Genomic DNA, 17940 nt, shown 5'->3' on the forward strand with positions numbered 1-17940 from the left:
AGCAGTATCCGCGCCAGTTGCAAAAAAAGCGTTTCAGTTCGGGACGACCTGAGGCCGTACCCCACAATTTGAGGAGCCCAGGCCGCGAAACGTCAAACGCCCCCGGCCGCGGGGCCGAGGGCGTTCGACAGGTCGCATGGCCTGTAAGGCCGTCAGGCCGCTTCGGCGGACCGGCGGGCTTCCTGGCCCGACAGGGCGCGGGCGACGGTGACCACGGCGTTGCGCGAGCCGGCATCCTCGATCGAGGTGTAGGCGTGCAGCAGGTCGATGGCGCCGGGGTAGGCCAGCATGGTCAGCAGGGTCTCGTCGGTGGGGAAGCCACCCGGCTCCTCGCCGACCAGGAAGGCGACGGGGCAGTCGAGGCGCTTGGCGGCCCGAACCAGCATCGAGGCCGAGACGCGGTTGGCGCCGCGCTCATACTTCTGAACCTGCTGGAAGGTGATGCCGAGCGCTTCGGCGAGCGCGGTCTGGGTCAGACCCAGGGTCTTGCGGCGCATGCGCATCCGGGCGCCGACGGCGACGTCGATGGGATCGGGCGCAGCGTGCTGAGGACGGGGCAATTCTTATCTCCGGTCGTGGTCTCGTCCCTCTAAGACGAGTTATCGTCGAACGCGCCAAGGTCAAGGACACAACCCTGCGAGACGGGTTTTCCACCTATGCGGCAGTCAAAGCAAGCGCGAGCGGCCTTTCGCCGCAGTTTCTAGACCCATTTCGTGTAGAAATTCAGGCCCTTGGGACGATTGCTCGCCCATAGGGAGAAAATTGGTCGCCGCACATCCGTGCGAATACTGATCTGTATCAGCCGACCGCTTTTCCATCCGAAGACGAGTCGCGGCCGATGCCGCCGGCTCAACTTGGGTATTTCGGGCTGCGCTGCCGGTAAAGGATGGTGGACGTGACAGGGATTGAACCTGTGACCCCTTCGATGTCAACGAAGTGCTCTCCCGCTGAGCTACACGTCCGTACCGGCAGGAAGGCGGGGTCTATAGCGAGGCTTTTTGGCCGGCGCAACAGGTCCCGGATCGATATTTTCGATCAGGCCGCCGCCATCATCCGGTCGACCTCGGTGACGATCTCTCGCAGGTGGATCGGCTTGGACAGCACCTTGGCCCCGGCGGGGGCGCGTTCGCCGGCCGACAGGGCGACGGCGGCGAAGCCGGTGATGAACATGATGCGCAGGCCCGGATGACGAGCGGCGGCGTGGCGGGCCACCTCGATGCCGTCCATGCCGGGCATGACGATGTCGGTCAGCAGGAGGTCCCAGTCCTCGTCGAGGCAGCCGGCCGCCTCTTCACCATCGGCGCAGGCGCGGACGTCGTAGCCGGCGCGCTCAAGCGCGCGCGACAGGAAGTTGCGCAGGGAATCGTCGTCTTCGGCCAGCAGGATGCGGGGCATATGGTGTTCTCGAGACCCTTAGCGATAACTCTGTTCCCTTAACCTTAAGCCCAAACCCGTAAAGCTCCGGTGAACTGCACCCGTCGGGCGAGCGGCAAAAGCCTTTGACCCGGCGCCGGGGGCGGACGAAATTGGCGCCATGACGCTGACCGATCCGCAACGGACCGACGCGCCGGCGGCGCTTTGGGAAGCGGACGGCGGGCTGGCCTACCGCCTGACGCGGCCGGCGCCCGGTGCGCCGGCGACGCCCCTGGTCTTCGCCTCGCCCCATTCGGGCCGGGCCTATCCGCCGGAAATGCTGGAGGCCGTCGCGGTCGACGAGGCGCTGATGCGCCGGTCGGAGGACGCCTTTGTCGATGAGTTGATCGCGGCCGCGCCGCAGGCCGGGGTGACGGTGCTGACCGCCGGCTACGGGCGGGCCTATATCGATCTGAACCGCGATCCCTGGGAGCTGGACCCGGCGATGTTCGAGGACGAACTGCCGCCGCACATCCAGGGCCGCACGGCGCGAGTGGCGGCGGGCCTGGGCGCCATCGCCAAGCTGGCCGGCGAGGGCCAGAAGATCTACGGCCGCAAGCTGCGCTTCGCCGAGGCCGAGGAGCGGATCCGCAACGCCCACCGGCCCTATCACGACGCCCTGAGCCGGCTGATCGGCGAGGCCCACGCCGCCCACGGCGTGGCTATTCTGATCGACTGGCATTCGATGCCTTCGGCGGCGGCCAGGACGGTGGTCACCCCGCGCCATGGCAAGGGCTGCGACATGGTGCTGGGCGACCGCTTCGGAGCGGCCTGCGCGCCGGGGCTGACGCGGCTGGTCGAGAAGGCGCTGGAGGGGATGGGCCACCGGGTGGTGCGCAACGCCCCCTATGCCGGCGGCTACACCACCGAATTCTACGGCCGGCCGGCGCGGCGCATCCACGCCCTGCAGATCGAAATCGACCGGGCGCTGTATCTGGATGAGAAGACGCAGGCGCCGACGGAAGGTCTGGAACGGCTGAAAGAGGATGTCGCGCGGCTGACGGAGGCGTTAGCGGCCGGTTGGCGCGAGGTCGGCTAGCGGCGGAATGGCTGGATAGCCGGGGCGTCACCGTATTCGTTGACCCCCTCGGTCAGCGGCTGCGCCGCTGCCAGCTCCCCCTGACGGGGAGCATAAAAAAACGGCCGAGCCCGAGGGCCCGGCCAGTTCATTAGGGAGGAAACGCCCAGGAAGGGCAGAGGCGGCGCGGCCGCCTCACGAGTTCAAAGTAGGTTGCGGCGCACAAAACCTCAAGGGCAAAAAGTCCCCCGCAGCGAAGATTTTCTGCATCACGCCCCAGAAAACACCGGTAACGTAAGGTGATACCGTGCGCGAACCGTCATATTGCGGCGCACAATAATCAGGCGCTGATTGCCCCAATTCACTGATCCGTGAATAAAAACAAGCGTTTGGAACCGCCTCAGGGTGGGCACACGAGGTTCGTTCGGCCATGAGGCTGCACGGGGTGGCTTTGTGCGCCGCACTCGCGTACAAGCGCGCGCCTTCGCGGCCCAACGCCCCTTCCCCGATAAAGTTGACCTATGTCCCTGCGCAACATCGCCATTATCGCCCACGTCGACCATGGCAAGACCACCCTCGTCGACCAGCTTCTGGCCCAGTCCGGCGTCTTCCGAGCCAACGAGGCGCAGACCGAACGCGCCATGGACTCCAACGACCAGGAGCGCGAGCGCGGCATCACCATCCTGGCCAAATGCACCAGCGTGCTGTGGCACGGTGAGGCGGGCGAGACCCGCATCAACATCATCGACACCCCCGGCCACGCCGACTTCGGCGGCGAGGTCGAGCGGATCCTCGGCATGGTGGACGGCTGCGTCCTGCTGGTCGACGCCGAAGAAGGCGTCATGCCGCAGACCAAGTTCGTGCTCGGCAAGGCCCTGAAGATGGGCCTCAAGCCCATTCTCTGCCTCAACAAGGTCGACCGGCCGCACGCCGACCCCGACCGGGTTCTCAACGACGCCTTCGACCTGTTCGCCGCCATCGGCGCGACCGACGAGCAGCTCGACTTCCCGCACATCTACGCCTCGGGCAAGGCCGGCTGGGCCACCCTGGACCTCAACCAGCCCAACGACACCCTGGCCCCGCTGTTCGACCTGATCGTCCGCCACGTGCCCGAGCCCAAGGCGGTCGAGCGCAAGGACGAGCCCTTCCAGATCCTGTCGGTGCTGATCGAAAGCGACCCGTTCCTCGGCCGCCTGCTGACCGGCCGCATCGAGAGCGGCAAGGCCGTTCCCGGCATGGCCATCCACGCCCTGTCGCGTGACGGCAAGGAAATCGAGCGCGGCCGCATCACCAAGGTGCTGGCCTTCCGCGGCCTCAAGCGCCAGCCGGTTGACGATGCCGAAGCCGGCGACATCGTGGCCATCGCGGGCCTGAGCAAGGCCACCGTGGCCGACACCCTGTGCGCCATCGACGTCACCGACGCCCTGCCCGCCCAGCCGATCGATCCGCCGACCATCTCCATGACCGTCTCGGTCAACGACAGCCCGCTGGCCGGCCGCGAAGGCGACAAGGTTCAGAGCCGGGTCATCCGCGACCGCCTGATGAAGGAGCTGGAGCAGAACGTCGCCATCCGCGTCACCGAGACGTCCGAGAAGGACGCCTTCGAGGTCGCCGGTCGTGGCGAACTGCAGCTGGGCGTGCTGATCGAAAGCATGCGCCGCGAAGGCTTCGAGCTGTCGATCAGCCGCCCGCGCGTGGTGTTCCAGCAGGACCCGGAAACCGGTGAGCGGCTGGAGCCGGTCGAGGACGTGATGATCGACGTCGACGACGAGTTCAGCGGCATCGTCATCGAAAAGCTGTCGGCCCGCAAAGCCGAGCTGAAGGACATGGGCCCGTCCGGCGCCGGCAAGACCCGCCTGACCCTGAAGAGCCCGTCGCGCTCGCTGATCGGCTACCAGGGCGAGTTCCTGACCGACACCCGCGGCACCGGCGTGCTGAACCGCGTGTTCAGCCATTACGAACCCTACAAGGGCGCCATCGAGGGCGGCCGCAAGGGCGTGCTGATCTCCAACTCCGACGGCGAGACGCAGGCCTACGCCCTGTGGAACCTGGAGGAGCGCGGCACCATGTTCGTCGGCGGCAACGAGAAGACCTACCAGGGCATGATCATCGGCGAGAACAGCCGCATGGACGACCTGGACGTCAACCCGATGAAGGCCAAGCAGCTGACCAACGTCCGGGCCAGCGGCAAGGACGAGTCGATCCGCCTGACCCCGCCGCGCCGCATGACCCTCGAACAGGCCATCGCCTACATTGAGGAAGACGAGCTGGTCGAGGTGACGCCGAAGAACATCCGCCTGCGCAAGAAGGTGCTGAACCCCAGCTTCCGCAAGCGCCGCGTCAAGGACGAGTAGGGCTCACACCCATCGATGGAATCAGGGCGGCGCGGCGAAGGCTGCGCCGCCCTTTTCTTTGGCTAGCGAAGGGTTCTGGCCAGCGCCGCGGCGGCCTGGGCCGGCGACTGTTTGGCCTTGTCGCGGTCGACGGCGTAGTTCGCCTTGCGCATTTCCTCGACCCGGATGGCGCCGATCAGCGGCTTGAGCACCTCGATCAGGCGCTTGTCGCCGGCCCGCCTGGGCGAGATGAGGACGACAGCGTCGTAGCTTGGCACGGCGCCCTTGGGGTCGGTCAGCACCACCAGGTCATCGGCCGCGATCCGCCCGTCGCTGGAGAAGGCGGAGATGACGTCGGCCTCGCCGCTCTTGAGGGCGCGGTACATGAAGGTCGGGTTGAAGGATTTCTGCCTGCCGAAGTTGAGGCCGTAGGCGCCGCGGATCGAGGCCCATTCGGGGCGCGAGAGGAATTCCAGATCGCCGCCGAGGGTCAGGGCCGGGGCCTGTGGCGTGAGGTCGGCGATGGTCTCGATGCCCAGCGACGCCGCCAGCTTGCGGTCCATGGCCAGGGCGTAGGCGTTCTCGAAGCCGAGGGACCCGAGGACGGTGACGCCCCTTTCCTTCGCCAGCCAGGCGGTCAGTTCAGCCAGCAGCTGCGCCCTCGGCGGCGTGTCCTTGCGGCCCATGACGTTGGTCCAAAGGGTGCCGCTGTAGTCGACGTAGACGTCGATCTCGCCGGCTTCCAGGGCCCGGTAGATGACGGCCGAGCCGAGACCGTCGCGGCGGGCGACCTGGGCCCCGTCGGCGGTCAGGCGGGCGCCGATCAGGTCGGCCAGGATGTATTGCTCGGAAAAGTTCTTGGCCCCGATGACGTAGGTCGGCTTGGTGGCGTGCAGCAGGCTGGGGACGGCGGCGCCGGCCACGCCGGCCAGCAGGAGCAGTGCGCCGGCGAGGACCGGCAAGGTCTGACGCCGGGCCACGCCGCGCTCGACCAGGCCGAGCAGGCCATCGACCGTCAGGGCCAGGGCGGCGCTGGCGGCGCAGCCGAACAGGACGAAGACCCAGTTCTCGGTCTGCAGGCCCGAGAAGATGTAGTTGCCGAGGCTGGTCTGGCCGACCGGGGTCGACAGGGTGGCGGCTCCTATGGTCCAGACGGCGGCGGTGCGCACCCCGGCCATGATCACCGGCGCGGCCAGCGGGGCCTCGACGCGGAAGAGCTTCTGGGCGGACGTCATGCCCACCCCGTCGGCGGCCTCGCGCACCGCCGGATCGACCCCGGTCAGGCCGGCGACGGCGTTCCGCAGGATCGGCAGCATCGAATAGAGGGTCAGGGCCAGCAGGGCCGGCAGGAAGCCGAGCGCCTGAAGCTTGAAGCCGAAGGTCTGCTGCGTGAAGCCGGAGAGGGCCAGCAGCAGGGGGTAGAAAAGAGCGAGCAGCGCCAGGCCCGGGATGGTCTGGACCAGACCCGCGAAGGTCACGGCGGGCCAGCGGATCAGGGGGCTGCGGGCGGCCAGAACGGCCAGCGGCAGGCTGATGAGAAGGCCGAGGCCAAGAGCGGCGGCGCTGAGCAGCACATGCTGGGACAGGTAGTCGGGCAGCAGGGCCCAGGCGGCGGCGACCTGCTCGTTCATGCCCCCGCTCCCATGAGGGCGGAGAGGGCGCGGGCCTGGCGGGCCGGGGTGTCGATGAGGGCGGCGACGGCGGGGTCGGGGTGACCGGCCAGAAGCTCGCGCGGACTGGCGTCGGCGAGGACCTTGCCGCCGGCCATGACCAGGATGCGGTCGGCCAGCAGCAGGGCCTCCTGTACGTCGTGGGTGACCATCAGGGTAGTCAGGCCGAGCCGGTCGTGCAGGCCTCGGGTGGACCGGCCGAGCGCCTCGCGGGTAATGGGGTCGAGGGCGCCGAAGGGTTCGTCCATCAGCAGGATGGCGGGCCTGGCCGCCAGGGCGCGGGCGACGCCGACCCGCTGGCGTTCGCCGCCGGAGAGCTGGTCAGGGCGGCGGTCGGCATAGGCCTGCGGCAGGCCGACGAGGTCGATGAGCTCGGCGACGCGGGCGGTGATCTGCGCCTCCGGCCATTTCAACAGGCGCGGGGTGATGGCGATGTTCTCGGCCACCTTCAGGTGCGGGAACAGGCCGACGCCCTGGAAGACGTAGCCGATGCGGCGGCGGAGCTGGACGGGGTCCTGGGCGGCGACGTCGGCGCCCTCGACGAGGACCTGGCCGGTCGAGGGTTCGACCAGCCGGTTGACCATCTTGGTCAGGGTCGTCTTGCCCGACCCGGAGGCGCCAACCACGGCGACGAACTGGCCGGCGGGAATGTCGAGGCTGACCCCCTCGACGGCGGCCTGGCCGGCGTAGGTCTTCGAGACGTCTCGGAACTGGATCAGCGGCGCGGCCATGGGCGGCAAGGTATCGTGGTTACCCGTTTTGCATAGAGGCGGCGCCAGTGTCGGTTATGGTGGCCCGATGACCGCCCTCTCCTCCCCGGCCACCGCGCGCAACAAGGACCACATCCTCGAGGTTCTGCGCGAGCATCTCCCAACGACCGGCCTCGTTGTCGAGATCGCCTCGGGAGCCGGCGAGCACGCCCTGCACATGGCCAGCCACCTGCCGGGCCTGACCTGGCAGCCGACGGATCCCGACCCTCAGGCCCTGGCCAGCATCGCCGCCTGGCGGGAACAGGGGCCGGCCAACCTTCTGGCGCCGCTCGAGCTCGACGCCAGCCGGCCGGACAGCTGGCCGGTCAACGCCGCCGACGCCGTGGTCTGCATCAACATGATCCACATCTCACCCTGGGCCGCCACCGAGGGCCTGTTCGCCGGCGCGGCCCGCATCCTCTCCACCGACGGCGCGCTGTTCACCTACGGCCCCTACCTCGAGGACGAGGTCGACACCGCCCCCTCCAACCTCGCCTTCGACGCCAGCCTGAAGAGCCGCAACCCGGCTTGGGGCATCCGCCGCCGGGAGGACATCGAAGCCCTGGCAGCGACCCACGGCCTGGCTCTGCACGCCCGCATCGCCATGCCGGCCAACAACCTCAGCCTTGTGTTCCGGCGTTCCGCGAACATGAACGGGAGATGACCAGAGCCGTTCAGGTTGGGCTCAAGTCGCGCCTGTCATAAGGGCTCCAACGTCGGGGCCACGGATGGTCCGAGAAACCCGCCGGGGAGATTAGACCATGAAGAAGTTCCTGATCGCCGCCGTCGCGCTGTCGGTCCTGGGTTCCGCCGGCGCCGCTGCGGCCCAGCCCTACGGCGGCAGCGGCTACGAACGCCGCAACGAACGTCGTGACGACCGCTACGACCGTCGGGACGACCGCCGCGATGACCGCTACGAGCGCCGCGATGACCGTCGCGACGACCGCTACGATCGCCGGGCCGACCGCCGCGAGAGCCGCTACGAGCGTCGCGCGGAACGCCGCTACAACGCCGGCCGCTACTACGCTCCCCGCGGCTATTACGCGGACCGCCGTTGGTCGCGTGGCCAGTACCTGCCGCCGGCCTACCGGGATCGCGGCTACTACGTCGACTACCGCGCCTATCGCCTGCCCCCGCCCCCGCGCGGCTACGGCTACTACCGTCATGGCGACGACGTCATCCTGACGGCCATCGCCACCGGCCTGATCGCCTCGGTGGTGTTCAACCTGTTCGACTAGAAATCGTTCTCTAGCGATGCGTAAGACGCCCCCGGAGCCCTCGCTCCGGGGGCGTTTCGCGTTCAGGGCAGCGCGCGTTCCATGAAGACGTCGGCCCGGGCGTAGGGCGTGTCGTTCGGCGGCAGGTCGACGAAACCCGAGGCGCGGTAGAGGCCGAGCGCCGGACCGAGGCTGGAGTTGGTCTCCAGGTAGAGGCGGCTCGCCCCCATGGCCGTGGCGGCGGCGATGCAGTGGTCCATCAGCAGGCGGCCAAGGCCCGTGCCGCGCGCCGCTTCCGACACCGTCATCTTGATCAGCTCGAAGCCGCCGCCATGGCTGTCGTCCAAGGCCAGCAGGCCGGCGCAGCCGATGGCGGTTCCCGCCTCGTCCTCGGCGATGAAGATGCGGCCGCCGCCGTTAATCACCCCGCCCATGGGATCGTCCAGCACCTTGGCGTCGGAGGGCTCCAGGGCGAAGTGCTTGCCGATCCAGGCCTCGTTGAGCGTCTTCCAGGCCTGAGCGTGACGGGGTTCGAAATCGACGATGCGCATGGCATGAAGCATGGGCGCCGTCCGCGCCGCTTTCAACCTTACGGAGCCGCCCCGTGGTCCATCCCGTCTACGCCGACCTGCCGACCACCATCTTCGAGGTGATGAGCGGGCTGGCGCGCGACACCGGGGCGATCAACCTGGGCCAGGGCTTTCCGGACGAGCCCGGCCCCCTCGCCGTGCGCGAGAAGGCGGCCTGGGAGGCGGTCAACGGCTACAACCAGTATCCGCCGATGCGGGGCCTGGCCGACCTGCGTGAGGCGGCGGCGCGGCACTATGCGAAGTTCCAGGGGCTGGACCTCGAGGGCCTAAGCGAAGTCACCGTCACCTCGGGCGCGACCGAGGCGCTGGCGGCGGCCTTCCTGTCGCTGATCTCGCCGGGCGACGAGGTGGTGCTGTTCCAGCCGCTGTACGACGCCTACCTGCCGATGGTGCGGCGTTGCGGCGGGGTTCCAAAGCTGGCGACGCTCAAGCCCCCGCACTTCCGGATCGACCGGGCCATGCTGGATGCGGTCTTCAGCCTGCGCACGAAGCTGGTGGTGCTCAACAACCCGGTCAATCCGGCCGCCACCCTGTGGGCCGACGAGGACTTGGCCCTGCTGGCGGAGTTTTGCGTTGCCCATGACGCCATCGCCGTCTGCGACGAGGTCTGGGAGCAGATCACCTTCGACGGACGCAGCTTCAAACCGCTGATGGCCTTCCCAGGCATGCGCGGGCGGACGGTGAAGATCGGCTCGGCGGGGAAGATGTTCGCCATGACCGGCTGGAAGGTCGGCTTTCTCTGCGCCGCGCCGGGATTGATGAAGGCGTTGGCGGGCGCCCACCAGTTCCTGACCTTCACCACGCCGCCGAACCTGCAGGCGGCGGTCGCCTGGGGTTTGGACAACAGCGCCGACTGGTTCGCGCGGATGCCACTCGATCTGCAGCGGTCGCGGGACCGGCTGGCGAGCGGGCTGGAGGCCGTGGGGTTCAAGGTCCTGCCGGCCGCGGGGACCTATTTCCTGAATGTAGATCTGGCGGCCTCGGGCATTGAGGAGCCTGACGCGGAATTCTGCATCCGCGCCGTGAAGGACTACGGCATCGCGGCGATCCCGATCAGCGCTTTTTACGAGACGGACGCCCCAACCAACCTGATCCGGCTTTGCTTCGCCAAACGTGACGAGACGCTCGATGCGGGCATCGAGCGTCTCTCGCGCGTCCGAAAGTGGGCGACGCTGGGCTAGATCGTCGCCCCGCCGTCCACGACCAGCGCCTGGCCGGTCATGAAGCTTCCCGCGTCGGAGGCCAGGTACACCGCCGCCCCGGCGATTTCGTCGGGCTCGCCGATGCGGCGCAGCGGCACCGGGTCGGTAGCGCGGCGCAGGGTTTCGGGGTTGGACCACAGGGCCTTGGCGAAGTCCGTCTTCACCAGCCCCGGCGCGATGCAGTTCACCCGGATGCCGTGCGGGCCGTACTCGTGGGCCAGGTTGCGGGCCAGCTGGAAGTCGGCGGCCTTGGAGACGTTGTAGGCGCCGATCACCGGGCTGCCGCGCAGGCCGCCGATGCTGGAGACGATGATCACCGAGCCGGCGCCGCGCTCCTTCATCTCGGGGATGCACATGCTGATCAGCCAGTGGTTGGCGATGACGTTGTTCTCGAGAATCTTGCGGAACTGGTCGTCCTCGATGCCGGCCATGGGACCATAGTAGGGGTTCGAGGCGGCGTTGCAGACGACGATGTCGACCTTGCCGAAGGCCTTGCGGGTCTCGTCGACCAGGCGCTGCAGATCTTCCTTGGAGGAGATGTTGGCCGGCACGGCGATGGCGCTGCCCGGATGCTTGGCGTTGATCTCGGCGGCGACCTCTTCGCAGGGGCCGGCCTTGCGCGAAGAGATGGTCACCTTGGCGCCGTGCTGGGCCATGCGCTCGGCGATGGCCTTGCCGATGCCCCGCGAGGAGCCGGTGATGACGGCGACCTTGCCGGTCAGGTCGAACAAAGTGCCAGCGGTCATGCGGGTTCCCTCTCAAACAGTTGTTTGAAGGCAACCTGACGGGCGGCTGGCGCTACGTCAAGCCGCGCCGCTGAAGCAGGCCGAACTCTCGCAGGGCCTCCGACTGTACGTCGGGAATGGAGCCGTCGGCGCGGGGCCCGACGTTGAGCAGCAGGTTGCCGCCGTCGGTCTTCACCTCGGCGTACAGTGACGCGATGTCCTGGGCCGTCATGTAGTCGGACGTAGCCTCGGCGGCGTTGTAGCCGAAGGCGAGTCCCAGGCCCCGGGTCGATTCCCACTTCACCCCCTTGAGGTGGGCGCCCGAGCCGTATTCGACCGTGCGGAAGTCGCAGTGAGGCGGGGGCGAGCCGCCGTTGAAGTGCACCCCGTTCTTCTGGATGCTGTCCTTGATCCGGTCGTTGAAGGCGGCGCAGGCGGCCGGGTCGCGCAGGCTTTCGAACAGGGGGGTGACCCCCAGCCAGCGGTCGTTGATCACCCCGTCGGGCACGACCGCATAGTAGTAGGCGAAGAGCTCCGGCAGGTCCTCGGCGCTCGGCCAGGCGATATCGTTCCACAGGACCGAGGGCTGGTAGCGGTCGATCAGTTCCTTGGCCTGGGCCAGGGCGTAGGCGCGGTAGTCGTCGCCGGTCGGGACGGCGGCGAACATCTCGCCCATGTTGCGGATCAGGCGGGGATGGGCCGTCCAGTCGAGGCCCCCCGAATAGTAGAGGCCAAACCGCATGCCGCGCTTTCGGACGGCGGCGGCCAGTTCGCCGACGAAGTCGCGCTGGCTGTTCCAGCCGGGCTTCCAGGGGTTGGGCACGTCGGTCGGCCACAGGCAGTAGCCGTCGTGGTGCTTGGTGACGAAGACCACGTAGCGGGCCCCGGCGGACTGGAAGAGATCGGCCCAGACCTCGGCGTCGAAGGCCTGGGAGGCCTCATCGAAGGGCGCTCGGAAGCTGTCATAGGGCGCATCGCCGTAGAGCTGTGCGTGGCGGATGGCGGTCGGGCTGGTCGGATCGCGCAGGGCGTTGTCGTACCATTCGGCATAGGGGCCGAGCACGAAGGCGCGGTCGTAGTCCGTGACGAACAGGTCGCTGATCGAGACGCCGGGCGGGGCGAAGGCGGGGATGGCGAACATGCCCCAGTGGATGAAGACGCCGAACTGCGGCTCGGCGTACCAGGCCGGCACGGGCCGACCCCTGAAGGCGCTGAAATCGGCCAATCCATCCTCCCGCGCAGGTCTGTATGCCCACGTTTGCGGTCAGCCTAGGCAGCGAAACGGGCGCCTACAATGCGGTTCCCCAAGGTCCACCGCCGAAAAAAGTCAGGCGCATTTGGGCCAGCCGCCCATGTCGAGGTGGAAGTGGTTGGCGTGCTCGGCGTTGTAGTCGGGGCTGAGCACGGTCAGGAACACCTTGCAGGCCCCGTCTCGCACCCGGTGCAGGAACCGGCCCTTGGGGCCGGGATCGTTCCAGTCGTTCTGTACACTGACGACCGTGCCGTCGGCGAGGCGGAAGCCGGCGATGTCGATGGCGTTGGCCAGGGCATGCTCGCTGACCGGCCCCTCGGTCTGGCCATAGATGCGGCGGCAGCTGTAGCTGCCGTAGTGGTCGATGCCGATCACCGCCTGGTCGAACTCGGCGAAGGCGGCGGCCTGCACCACCTGCCGTTCCCAGAGGGCGACGGCGAGGGCTTCCTTGCAGGTCATGGCGGCGTCAGCGGGCTTCAGCGGGGCCATCCCTGCGCGAATCTGCAGGGCGTCCTGGACGACGCACCAGCTATTGGAACTGGGCGGCGCCTCGGCATAGTCGATGCCCCCGGCCCGCAGGATGGCGCGGCAGGCGGCCGGGTCAGCGCCGGCCCGGGCGGCCTTGACCTTGGTGGCGGCGCCGACAGGGTCGACCAGGGTCAGTTTCTTCCACGGCAGGTGCTGGCCGGGAATGGCGCGATCGGCCACAAGGCCCATGATTCCGACCAGAACCCACAGCAGCACGAAGCCCACGACCCGCGCCGCCAGGGTCTGGCGACGGGCGTGGTGGACGATATGCGGCTTGTCCGGGTGGGGTACGCGGTATCCGGCCATGGGCTTACAAGGTTGACGGCGAAGGCGGCCATAGCATGACGCCGACCGTTGTTCACCCTCGCGCAATCAGCGGCAGATCGGCCAGCGGCCTGTATCCAGATGGTAGTGGTCGGCGTGGGCGGCGTTGTAGTCAGGCGTCAGGGTCGTGCCGAACAGCCGGCAGGAGCCGGCCTTCACCGCGCGTAGGAACTGTCCCTTGGGCCCGGGATCGCGGTAGTCGCTCACCACCGAGACATGGCCGCCGCCCTTGAGCCGGAAGCCGACCACATCGAGGGCCGAGGCGGTGGCGTGGTTGCTCGGCCGGGCGCCCTCCCGGCTGTACATCGTGCGGCAGGCGTAGGTCCCGACGTGTTCAACCCGGGCCAGATCGGCGCCGAGGGTCCGGCGCGCGGCGGGCTCGACCACATGGTGGCGCCAGACGGCATAGTTCAGCGCCAGGTCACAGCGCATGACCGGCGCGGCGGGCGCCAGGCCGGGACCGGTCAGCTTGAGGCTGTTGGCCGTCGAGCAGAAGCCCGCTGTCCGGTCCGGCGCCTCGGTGAAGGTCAGGCCGGCGTCGTCGAGGGCCCGGCGACAGCGGACGGGGTCGGCGCCGATGCGGTCCAGCTTCCATTTCGTTGCCAGCCCGACAGGATGGCTCATCGAGAATGGCTTCCACGGCAGGTCCTGCGGCGCGGCCGTGCGGTCGATCCAGGCGAAGGCCAGCAGGGCCGCCAGGATCAGCTCCAGTCCGATCGCCGCCACGGCCGCCAGCGCCCTCTGCGAAGGCGTGACGGGCGGCAGGGACGGCAGCTTCAGACGCATGACGCAGACTAGAACACCTCAGATGCAGTTTCGGCGGAGAGGGCGTGCGCCTTGACCGCTGGCCGGCGCCCGCCCAAATCATCGGGCATGGCCTCAGAGACCGCGCCCCCAGACAAGACCGCAGCGCCTGGCTGGCGGGAGATTTTGGCGCCGCAGTATCTGACCCGCTTCCTGTTCCTGTGCCTGGGCGTCTGGCTGAACGCCGCCGACAGCCTGGTAACGGTGACCATCACCCCCAGCATCGCGCAGGACATCGGCGGGTTCCGCTATTTCGCCTGGAGCGTGGCAGCCTTCCTGCTGGCCTCGATCCTGTCGGGGGCGGTGTCGGGGCGGCTCAGCTTGAGGCTTGGCCTGCGCGGGGCCCTGACCGCCTCGGCCATCGTCTATGCCGCCGGCTGCGCGATGAGCGCGGCCGCCCCCAGCTTCCTGGTCTTCGTGGCCGGGCGGCTGGTCCAGGGCTTTGGGGCCGGCGCCATCATGGCCCTCTGCTATGTGGCCACCACGGCCCTGTTTCCGGAACGGCTGTGGGCTCGGGTGTTCGGGGCCATCGCCGGGGTCTGGGGGATCGCCACCATCCTGGGACCGCTGCTCGGCGGCCTGCTGGCTGGGCCCGGGCTGTGGCGCTGGACCTTCTGGCTGTTCGCCGCCCAGGCCCTGGTCTTCATCCTCGCCGCCCTGACCATGATCGCCCGGCAACCGAAAACCGAGGCCGCGCCCGAGCCCATCGCCTGGGGCCAGCTGCTGGCCCTGACCCTGTCGGTCAGCGGCATTGCCGTGGCGGGCGTGGCCGGGTCGCCCTGGCTGTCGCTGGGCCTCGGCCTGGCGGGCGCCGGCGCCCTGGCCTGGATGATCGCGGTCAACGGGCGCACTCCGGGCGCGCTGCTGCCCCGCGCCATCGGCGACCTGACCAGCGTCGCCGCCGCGGGCTATCTGATGATCTTCGCCTTCGAAGCGGCCTCCATCGCCTTCACCGTCTATGGCCCGGCGATGATCCAGGCCCGCCACCACGTCAGTCCGCTGGTCGCCGGTTATGTGATCACCGCCATCGCCGGCGGCTGGACCCTGACCGCCCTGGCTGTGGCCGGAGTGCAGAACCGGGACGGGACGATGATCCGGCTGGGGGCCGGGGTGCTGATGGCCGGCATCGCCTTCAGCATCTGGGCGATCCCCCGAGGCGGCCTGATCGCCATCACGGCGGGAATGTTGCTGATCGGGGCCGGTTTCGGGCTCAGCTGGGCCTTCGCCACCCGGCGGATCCTGTCGGGACTCGATGAGGAGCAGCAGGCGCTGGCCAGCTCGGCGGTGCCGACGGCCCAGTTGATCGGCGGCGCGGTCGGCTCGGCGGCGGTCGGGGCGGCGGCCAATGCCCTGGGCTTCGGGGAAGGGATCGATCCGGCCGTGGCGGCGACGCAGGGCCTGTGGCTCTACGCGGCTTTCGCCCCGCTGGGCCTCATCGGCCTGTGGGCCGCCTGGCGGCTGGGGCGCTAGCGCAGGAAGGGCGTCGGCCGGCCGCACGACAGCCGCCGCCAGACCCATTCCAGCGGACCGTAGTGAAAGCCCGTCAACCACAGGCGGGACAGGATCAGCTGCGCCGCCCAGACACAGACCACGACGCCGAGCAGCGCCGCCTCGTCCAGCCGGCCGTAGAGGCCAAGACCCCGGCCACCCCAGAACAGTCCGGTCATGACCAGCGACTGACCGATGTAGTTGCTGAACGCCATCCGCCCGACCGGGGCCAGCCATCGCGCCGCCGCCCCCTGACGCCGGCAGACCAGCACCACGACGCCCAGATAGCCGAGCGCCACCACCGGGGCCGCGAAGGTGTTGATGACCCAGGCCCGGTCATAGGCCGCGTCGTCCTGAAAGCCGCTAAAGGCGTATTGCAGGTTGGGCACCGCCACGGCCACGGCCGCCAGCAGGCCGGCGGCGATGCACCAGCGGTAAAAGCCGTCGCTGCGCCGGCCCTGCAGCACCCCGGCCTTGAGCAGGGCCATGCCGACCAGCATCAGGCCGGTGGTGATGAAGCCGTAGGTGAACAGGCTGCTCCAGAAGCCGACGGACCAGCTCCCCAGGTTGGCGGCCTGCGTCTGGGCCAGATCACCGCGGAACCGTTCCAGCTTCCCGGCAAGCTCGGCTGCGGTCGGGTCGTCGGCCGGCCAGCTGATCATGGCGTCGATCAGTTCGAGGCCGCCGGTCACCGCCATCAGCGCCAGGCCCACGAGCAGCAGCCAGCGCGGCGACCGATGGCGCATGCGCAGGGCCAGAAGACCCCACAGCGCATAGCTGAGCAGGATGTCGCCCCACCAGACCAGGGCGCCGTGGACCAGACCGAAGACCAGCAGCCAGCCGAGCCGGCGCCTCAGGACCGCATTGCGTCCGGGCTCGTCGCCTTCACCGCCGACCAGCAGTAGCGAGGCTCCGAACAGGGCGCTGAAGATGGTCACGAACTTGCCGGTGAACAGGATTTCCACGGCCAGCCAGGCGGCGACGTCCCAGGGCGCGACCGACCCGGTCAGCGACGGCTCTCCGGCCAGATAGACCGGTTGAGCCGTGACGCCGATGTTGACCGCCAGAATGCCCAGCACGGCGGCGCCGCGCAGCACGTCGACTTCGGCGATCCGCCCGGTGTTGGAGGTCATCGGTCTGGCGTGCTTCAGGCGAACAGCGCGGCGCGCGGCTCGGGCCGCTCGATGATCACCTGCGGCGCGAGCTCTTCGACCCTGGCCAGAAACTCACTGACGGAGATGCCGGCATCGCTCACCGACAACCTCCGCGCCGGACCGAGGGCCGCGCCGGTGTTGAGATAGAGATAGACGTTCCGGTCGGACGGACCGTGGCCGGCCCCGATCTTCTCGATCTGGCTCCAGGGGATATCGCCGTAGGCGCAGTAGAGACCGTCGGCGTCGACGACCAGGACCGGCCTGGCGCTGAAGGCCGACAACAGCATCGGCAGGAACACCCAACCGACGCCAAGGATGAACAGCAGGCTGACCGCCAGACGCGCCCAGTCAGCCTGGTAGAAGGCCTGGAAGGCCATGCCGACAAATCCGGTGGCGAGCCAGAGCGCGCCGCCGGCGATCAGGAGCACCGGCGGGCGGCTGACGATCGGCTCGGCCCAGCCGTAGCCGCCCTCGATCCGCAGCCGGATCACCCCTTGCCAGGGCAGGCGGTCGAGGACCTCGGTGAAGGCCAGCAGCACGCCGAGGCCGAGACAGAGGCCGGCCCCGGCCATGCCCTGCCAGTTGCCGGGCCAGACCACGAACTCGAGCCGTCCCTGGCCATTCCTGAGGTACTCCCAGCCGACGAACAGGAGAGCGGGGATAAGGAACCGGGGCAGCGTCTTGAGGAAGCCCGGCTTCCCGGGTTGGGCGGCGGCCTCAGTCATGGTCAGGCGGCGCTGAAGTCGGCCATGCGGGAGGCCGGCGAGGTGACCTCGACGTGCGGTGCGAACTCCGACACCTTGGCCAGGAAGCTGCGCACCGGAATGCCGGCTGCGGCGAGGTTGAGGGTGTGGGCCGGTCCGATCACGCCGTCCTTGCCATGCTCGTACATGGTCAGCTCACGGGCCTCCAGCCGCCCGCCGACCGACAGGCGCTCGATGCGGTCCCAGTTGACGTCCCCGCCCGGCATGCCCACGCCCCGAAAGCCCTCGCTGTCGATGGTCAGGACCACCTTGCCGCTGACGGCGTTGGCGAAGACCAGCAGGGCGATGTAGCCAAAGGCCGCGATGATCAGGCCTGAAACCGCGACCCGCCCCCAGTCCTGATGCTGCCAGGCCGCGTAGGGCAGGAAGACGATCCGATAGCCGATGAGGAAGAAGCCGAGATTGCCGAGCCCCTCCAGTCGGGAGCGGATCGAGCGACGCCAAGCGTAGCCTTCGGGAACCTCCACCGGCAGCGGGCCATGCCAGTTGAACTGGTCCATGGCCGAACTGCTGGCCAGGAAGACGACGACCACGAAGATGCCCAGGACTACCAGTCTCATCGTGAGCCTGAAGTCCTCCGGCTCGGCGTCGTAGGGCGTGGTGGTGATGTACCAGATCGCGGCCCCGATCAGGCCGAAGAACACGGCGGCCTTGGCCCAGCCGAGGATTTCGCGCAGCCAGTCGGCAGGGGTCCTGTTCATGGCCTTCA

18 protein-coding genes and 1 tRNA gene are annotated in these 17940 nt (G+C 68.8%); 6 read left to right on the top strand and 13 right to left on the bottom strand.

Translation table 11 applies throughout. The features are described 5' to 3' along the window. Nucleotides 1–152: 152 nt before the first annotated feature. From AC2YG9_RS05940 to cpdR, 3 genes are all read right to left on the bottom strand, one after another. Nucleotides 153–560 carry a helix-turn-helix domain-containing protein gene (locus AC2YG9_RS05940; protein WP_487297025.1) on the bottom strand — a complete coding sequence of 136 codons (408 nt, stop codon included), beginning with the start codon at nt 558–560 and terminating at the stop codon, nt 153–155. Between the two features lie 327 nt (nt 561–887). Further along, nucleotides 888–962, bottom strand: a tRNA-Val gene (locus AC2YG9_RS05945). 73 nt (nt 963–1035) lie between these two features. Beyond that, nucleotides 1036–1395 (bottom strand): cell cycle two-component system response regulator CpdR, encoded by a 360-nt coding sequence (cpdR, locus tag AC2YG9_RS05950; RefSeq protein WP_487297026.1) that lies wholly within the window; start codon nt 1393–1395, stop codon nt 1036–1038. A gap of 139 nt (nt 1396–1534) precedes the next feature. Between cpdR and AC2YG9_RS05955 the strand changes: the two genes are divergently transcribed. Together AC2YG9_RS05955 and typA are read left to right on the top strand one after the other, a co-directional pair. Continuing rightward, complete coding sequence (locus tag AC2YG9_RS05955; RefSeq protein ID WP_487297027.1) at nt 1535–2452, top strand: N-formylglutamate amidohydrolase; 918 nt, start codon at nt 1535–1537, stop codon at nt 2450–2452. Between the two features lie 500 nt (nt 2453–2952). Next, entirely contained in the window at nt 2953–4785 is a 1833-nt protein-coding gene (gene typA, locus AC2YG9_RS05960) for a translational GTPase TypA (protein ID WP_487297028.1), read from the top strand. A 62-nt stretch (nt 4786–4847) separates the two neighbouring features. Here typA and AC2YG9_RS05965 read toward each other — a convergent pair whose 3' ends face one another. Then, nucleotides 4848–6395, bottom strand: a complete 1548-nt coding sequence (locus AC2YG9_RS05965; protein WP_487297029.1) for a glycine betaine ABC transporter substrate-binding protein — start codon at nt 6393–6395, stop codon at nt 4848–4850. Continuing rightward, nucleotides 6392–7165, bottom strand: a complete 774-nt coding sequence (locus AC2YG9_RS05970) for an ATP-binding cassette domain-containing protein (RefSeq protein ID WP_487297030.1) — start codon at nt 7163–7165, stop codon at nt 6392–6394. The genes AC2YG9_RS05965 and AC2YG9_RS05970 overlap by 4 nt, the downstream gene beginning before the upstream one ends. Before the next feature lie 67 nt (nt 7166–7232). Here AC2YG9_RS05970 and AC2YG9_RS05975 point away from each other — a divergent pair, with 67 nt between their 5' ends. Beyond that, nucleotides 7233–7847 (top strand): DUF938 domain-containing protein, encoded by a 615-nt coding sequence (locus AC2YG9_RS05975; protein ID WP_487297031.1) that lies wholly within the window; start codon nt 7233–7235, stop codon nt 7845–7847. 97 nt (nt 7848–7944) lie between these two features. After that, nucleotides 7945–8421 (top strand): RcnB family protein, encoded by a 477-nt coding sequence (locus AC2YG9_RS05980; protein ID WP_487297032.1) that lies wholly within the window; start codon nt 7945–7947, stop codon nt 8419–8421. Between the two features lie 62 nt (nt 8422–8483). Here the strand turns inward: AC2YG9_RS05980 and AC2YG9_RS05985 are convergent, their stop codons facing one another. Beyond that, entirely contained in the window at nt 8484–8987 is a 504-nt protein-coding gene (locus AC2YG9_RS05985) for a GNAT family N-acetyltransferase (protein ID WP_487297033.1), read from the bottom strand. A gap of 17 nt (nt 8988–9004) precedes the next feature. Between AC2YG9_RS05985 and AC2YG9_RS05990 the strand changes: the two genes are divergently transcribed. Further along, nucleotides 9005–10171, top strand: a complete 1167-nt coding sequence (locus AC2YG9_RS05990) for an aminotransferase (protein WP_487297034.1) — start codon at nt 9005–9007, stop codon at nt 10169–10171. Here AC2YG9_RS05990 and AC2YG9_RS05995 read toward each other — a convergent pair. The 4 genes from AC2YG9_RS05995 to AC2YG9_RS06010 form a co-directional block, all read right to left on the bottom strand. After that, entirely contained in the window at nt 10168–10938 is a 771-nt protein-coding gene (locus AC2YG9_RS05995) for an SDR family oxidoreductase (protein ID WP_487297035.1), read from the bottom strand. The two genes, AC2YG9_RS05990 and AC2YG9_RS05995, sit on opposite strands and share 4 nt — an antisense overlap. Nucleotides 10939–10990: 52 nt before the next feature. Then, the gene (locus tag AC2YG9_RS06000) at nt 10991–12142 is read right to left on the bottom strand and encodes an alpha-L-fucosidase (protein WP_487297036.1); all 1152 of its coding nucleotides are present in this window, start codon (nt 12140–12142) and stop codon (nt 10991–10993) included. A 102-nt stretch (nt 12143–12244) separates the two neighbouring features. Further along, a complete protein-coding gene (locus tag AC2YG9_RS06005; protein WP_487297037.1) occupies nt 12245–13003 on the bottom strand; it encodes an extensin-like domain-containing protein in 759 nt (252 codons plus the stop codon). A gap of 66 nt (nt 13004–13069) precedes the next feature. Continuing rightward, complete coding sequence (locus AC2YG9_RS06010) at nt 13070–13807, bottom strand: extensin-like domain-containing protein (RefSeq protein ID WP_487297038.1); 738 nt, start codon at nt 13805–13807, stop codon at nt 13070–13072. Between the two features lie 87 nt (nt 13808–13894). Here AC2YG9_RS06010 and AC2YG9_RS06015 point away from each other — a divergent pair, with 87 nt between their 5' ends. Then, a complete protein-coding gene (locus tag AC2YG9_RS06015) occupies nt 13895–15295 on the top strand; it encodes an MFS transporter (protein WP_487297039.1) in 1401 nt (466 codons plus the stop codon). On the opposite strand, the gene AC2YG9_RS06020 is transcribed toward AC2YG9_RS06015, so the two are convergent. From AC2YG9_RS06020 to AC2YG9_RS06030, 3 genes are read right to left on the bottom strand one after another with little or no spacing between them, the layout of a single operon-like run. Beyond that, nucleotides 15292–16446: a DUF418 domain-containing protein gene (locus tag AC2YG9_RS06020; RefSeq protein WP_487297040.1), complete on the bottom strand. Its 1155-nt coding sequence runs from the start codon at nt 16444–16446 to the stop codon at nt 15292–15294. The two genes, AC2YG9_RS06015 and AC2YG9_RS06020, sit on opposite strands and share 4 nt — an antisense overlap. Nucleotides 16447–16460: 14 nt before the next feature. Continuing rightward, nucleotides 16461–17192: a hypothetical protein gene (locus tag AC2YG9_RS06025; protein ID WP_487297041.1), complete on the bottom strand. Its 732-nt coding sequence runs from the start codon at nt 17190–17192 to the stop codon at nt 16461–16463. A gap of 2 nt (nt 17193–17194) precedes the next feature. Then, a complete protein-coding gene (locus AC2YG9_RS06030) occupies nt 17195–17932 on the bottom strand; it encodes a hypothetical protein (protein WP_487297042.1) in 738 nt (245 codons plus the stop codon). Nucleotides 17933–17940: the final 8 nt, after the last annotated feature.

This window comes from Caulobacter sp. SRI_014, from assembly GCF_057586315.1.

What these genes read in the sequence shown, in the direction of transcription:
- cpdR (WP_487297026.1), bottom strand. Translation starts at nt 1,395, where the DNA reads ATGCCCCGCATCCTGCTGGCCGAAGACGACGATTCCCTGCGCAACTTC.
- AC2YG9_RS05955 (WP_487297027.1), top strand. Translation starts at nt 1,535, where the DNA reads ATGACGCTGACCGATCCGCAACGGACCGACGCGCCGGCGGCGCTTTGG.
- typA (WP_487297028.1), top strand. Translation starts at nt 2,953, where the DNA reads ATGTCCCTGCGCAACATCGCCATTATCGCCCACGTCGACCATGGCAAG.
- AC2YG9_RS05965 (WP_487297029.1), bottom strand. Translation starts at nt 6,395, where the DNA reads ATGAACGAGCAGGTCGCCGCCGCCTGGGCCCTGCTGCCCGACTACCTG.
- AC2YG9_RS05970 (WP_487297030.1), bottom strand. Translation starts at nt 7,165, where the DNA reads ATGGCCGCGCCGCTGATCCAGTTCCGAGACGTCTCGAAGACCTACGCC.
- AC2YG9_RS05975 (WP_487297031.1), top strand. Translation starts at nt 7,233, where the DNA reads ATGACCGCCCTCTCCTCCCCGGCCACCGCGCGCAACAAGGACCACATC.
- AC2YG9_RS05980 (WP_487297032.1), top strand. Translation starts at nt 7,945, where the DNA reads ATGAAGAAGTTCCTGATCGCCGCCGTCGCGCTGTCGGTCCTGGGTTCC.
- AC2YG9_RS05995 (WP_487297035.1), bottom strand. Translation starts at nt 10,938, where the DNA reads ATGACCGCTGGCACTTTGTTCGACCTGACCGGCAAGGTCGCCGTCATC.
- AC2YG9_RS06005 (WP_487297037.1), bottom strand. Translation starts at nt 13,003, where the DNA reads ATGGCCGGATACCGCGTACCCCACCCGGACAAGCCGCATATCGTCCAC.
- AC2YG9_RS06010 (WP_487297038.1), bottom strand. Translation starts at nt 13,807, where the DNA reads ATGCGTCTGAAGCTGCCGTCCCTGCCGCCCGTCACGCCTTCGCAGAGG.
- AC2YG9_RS06015 (WP_487297039.1), top strand. Translation starts at nt 13,895, where the DNA reads ATGGCCTCAGAGACCGCGCCCCCAGACAAGACCGCAGCGCCTGGCTGG.
- AC2YG9_RS06020 (WP_487297040.1), bottom strand. Translation starts at nt 16,446, where the DNA reads ATGACCTCCAACACCGGGCGGATCGCCGAAGTCGACGTGCTGCGCGGC.
- AC2YG9_RS06025 (WP_487297041.1), bottom strand. Translation starts at nt 17,192, where the DNA reads ATGACTGAGGCCGCCGCCCAACCCGGGAAGCCGGGCTTCCTCAAGACG.
- AC2YG9_RS06030 (WP_487297042.1), bottom strand. Translation starts at nt 17,932, where the DNA reads ATGAACAGGACCCCTGCCGACTGGCTGCGCGAAATCCTCGGCTGGGCC.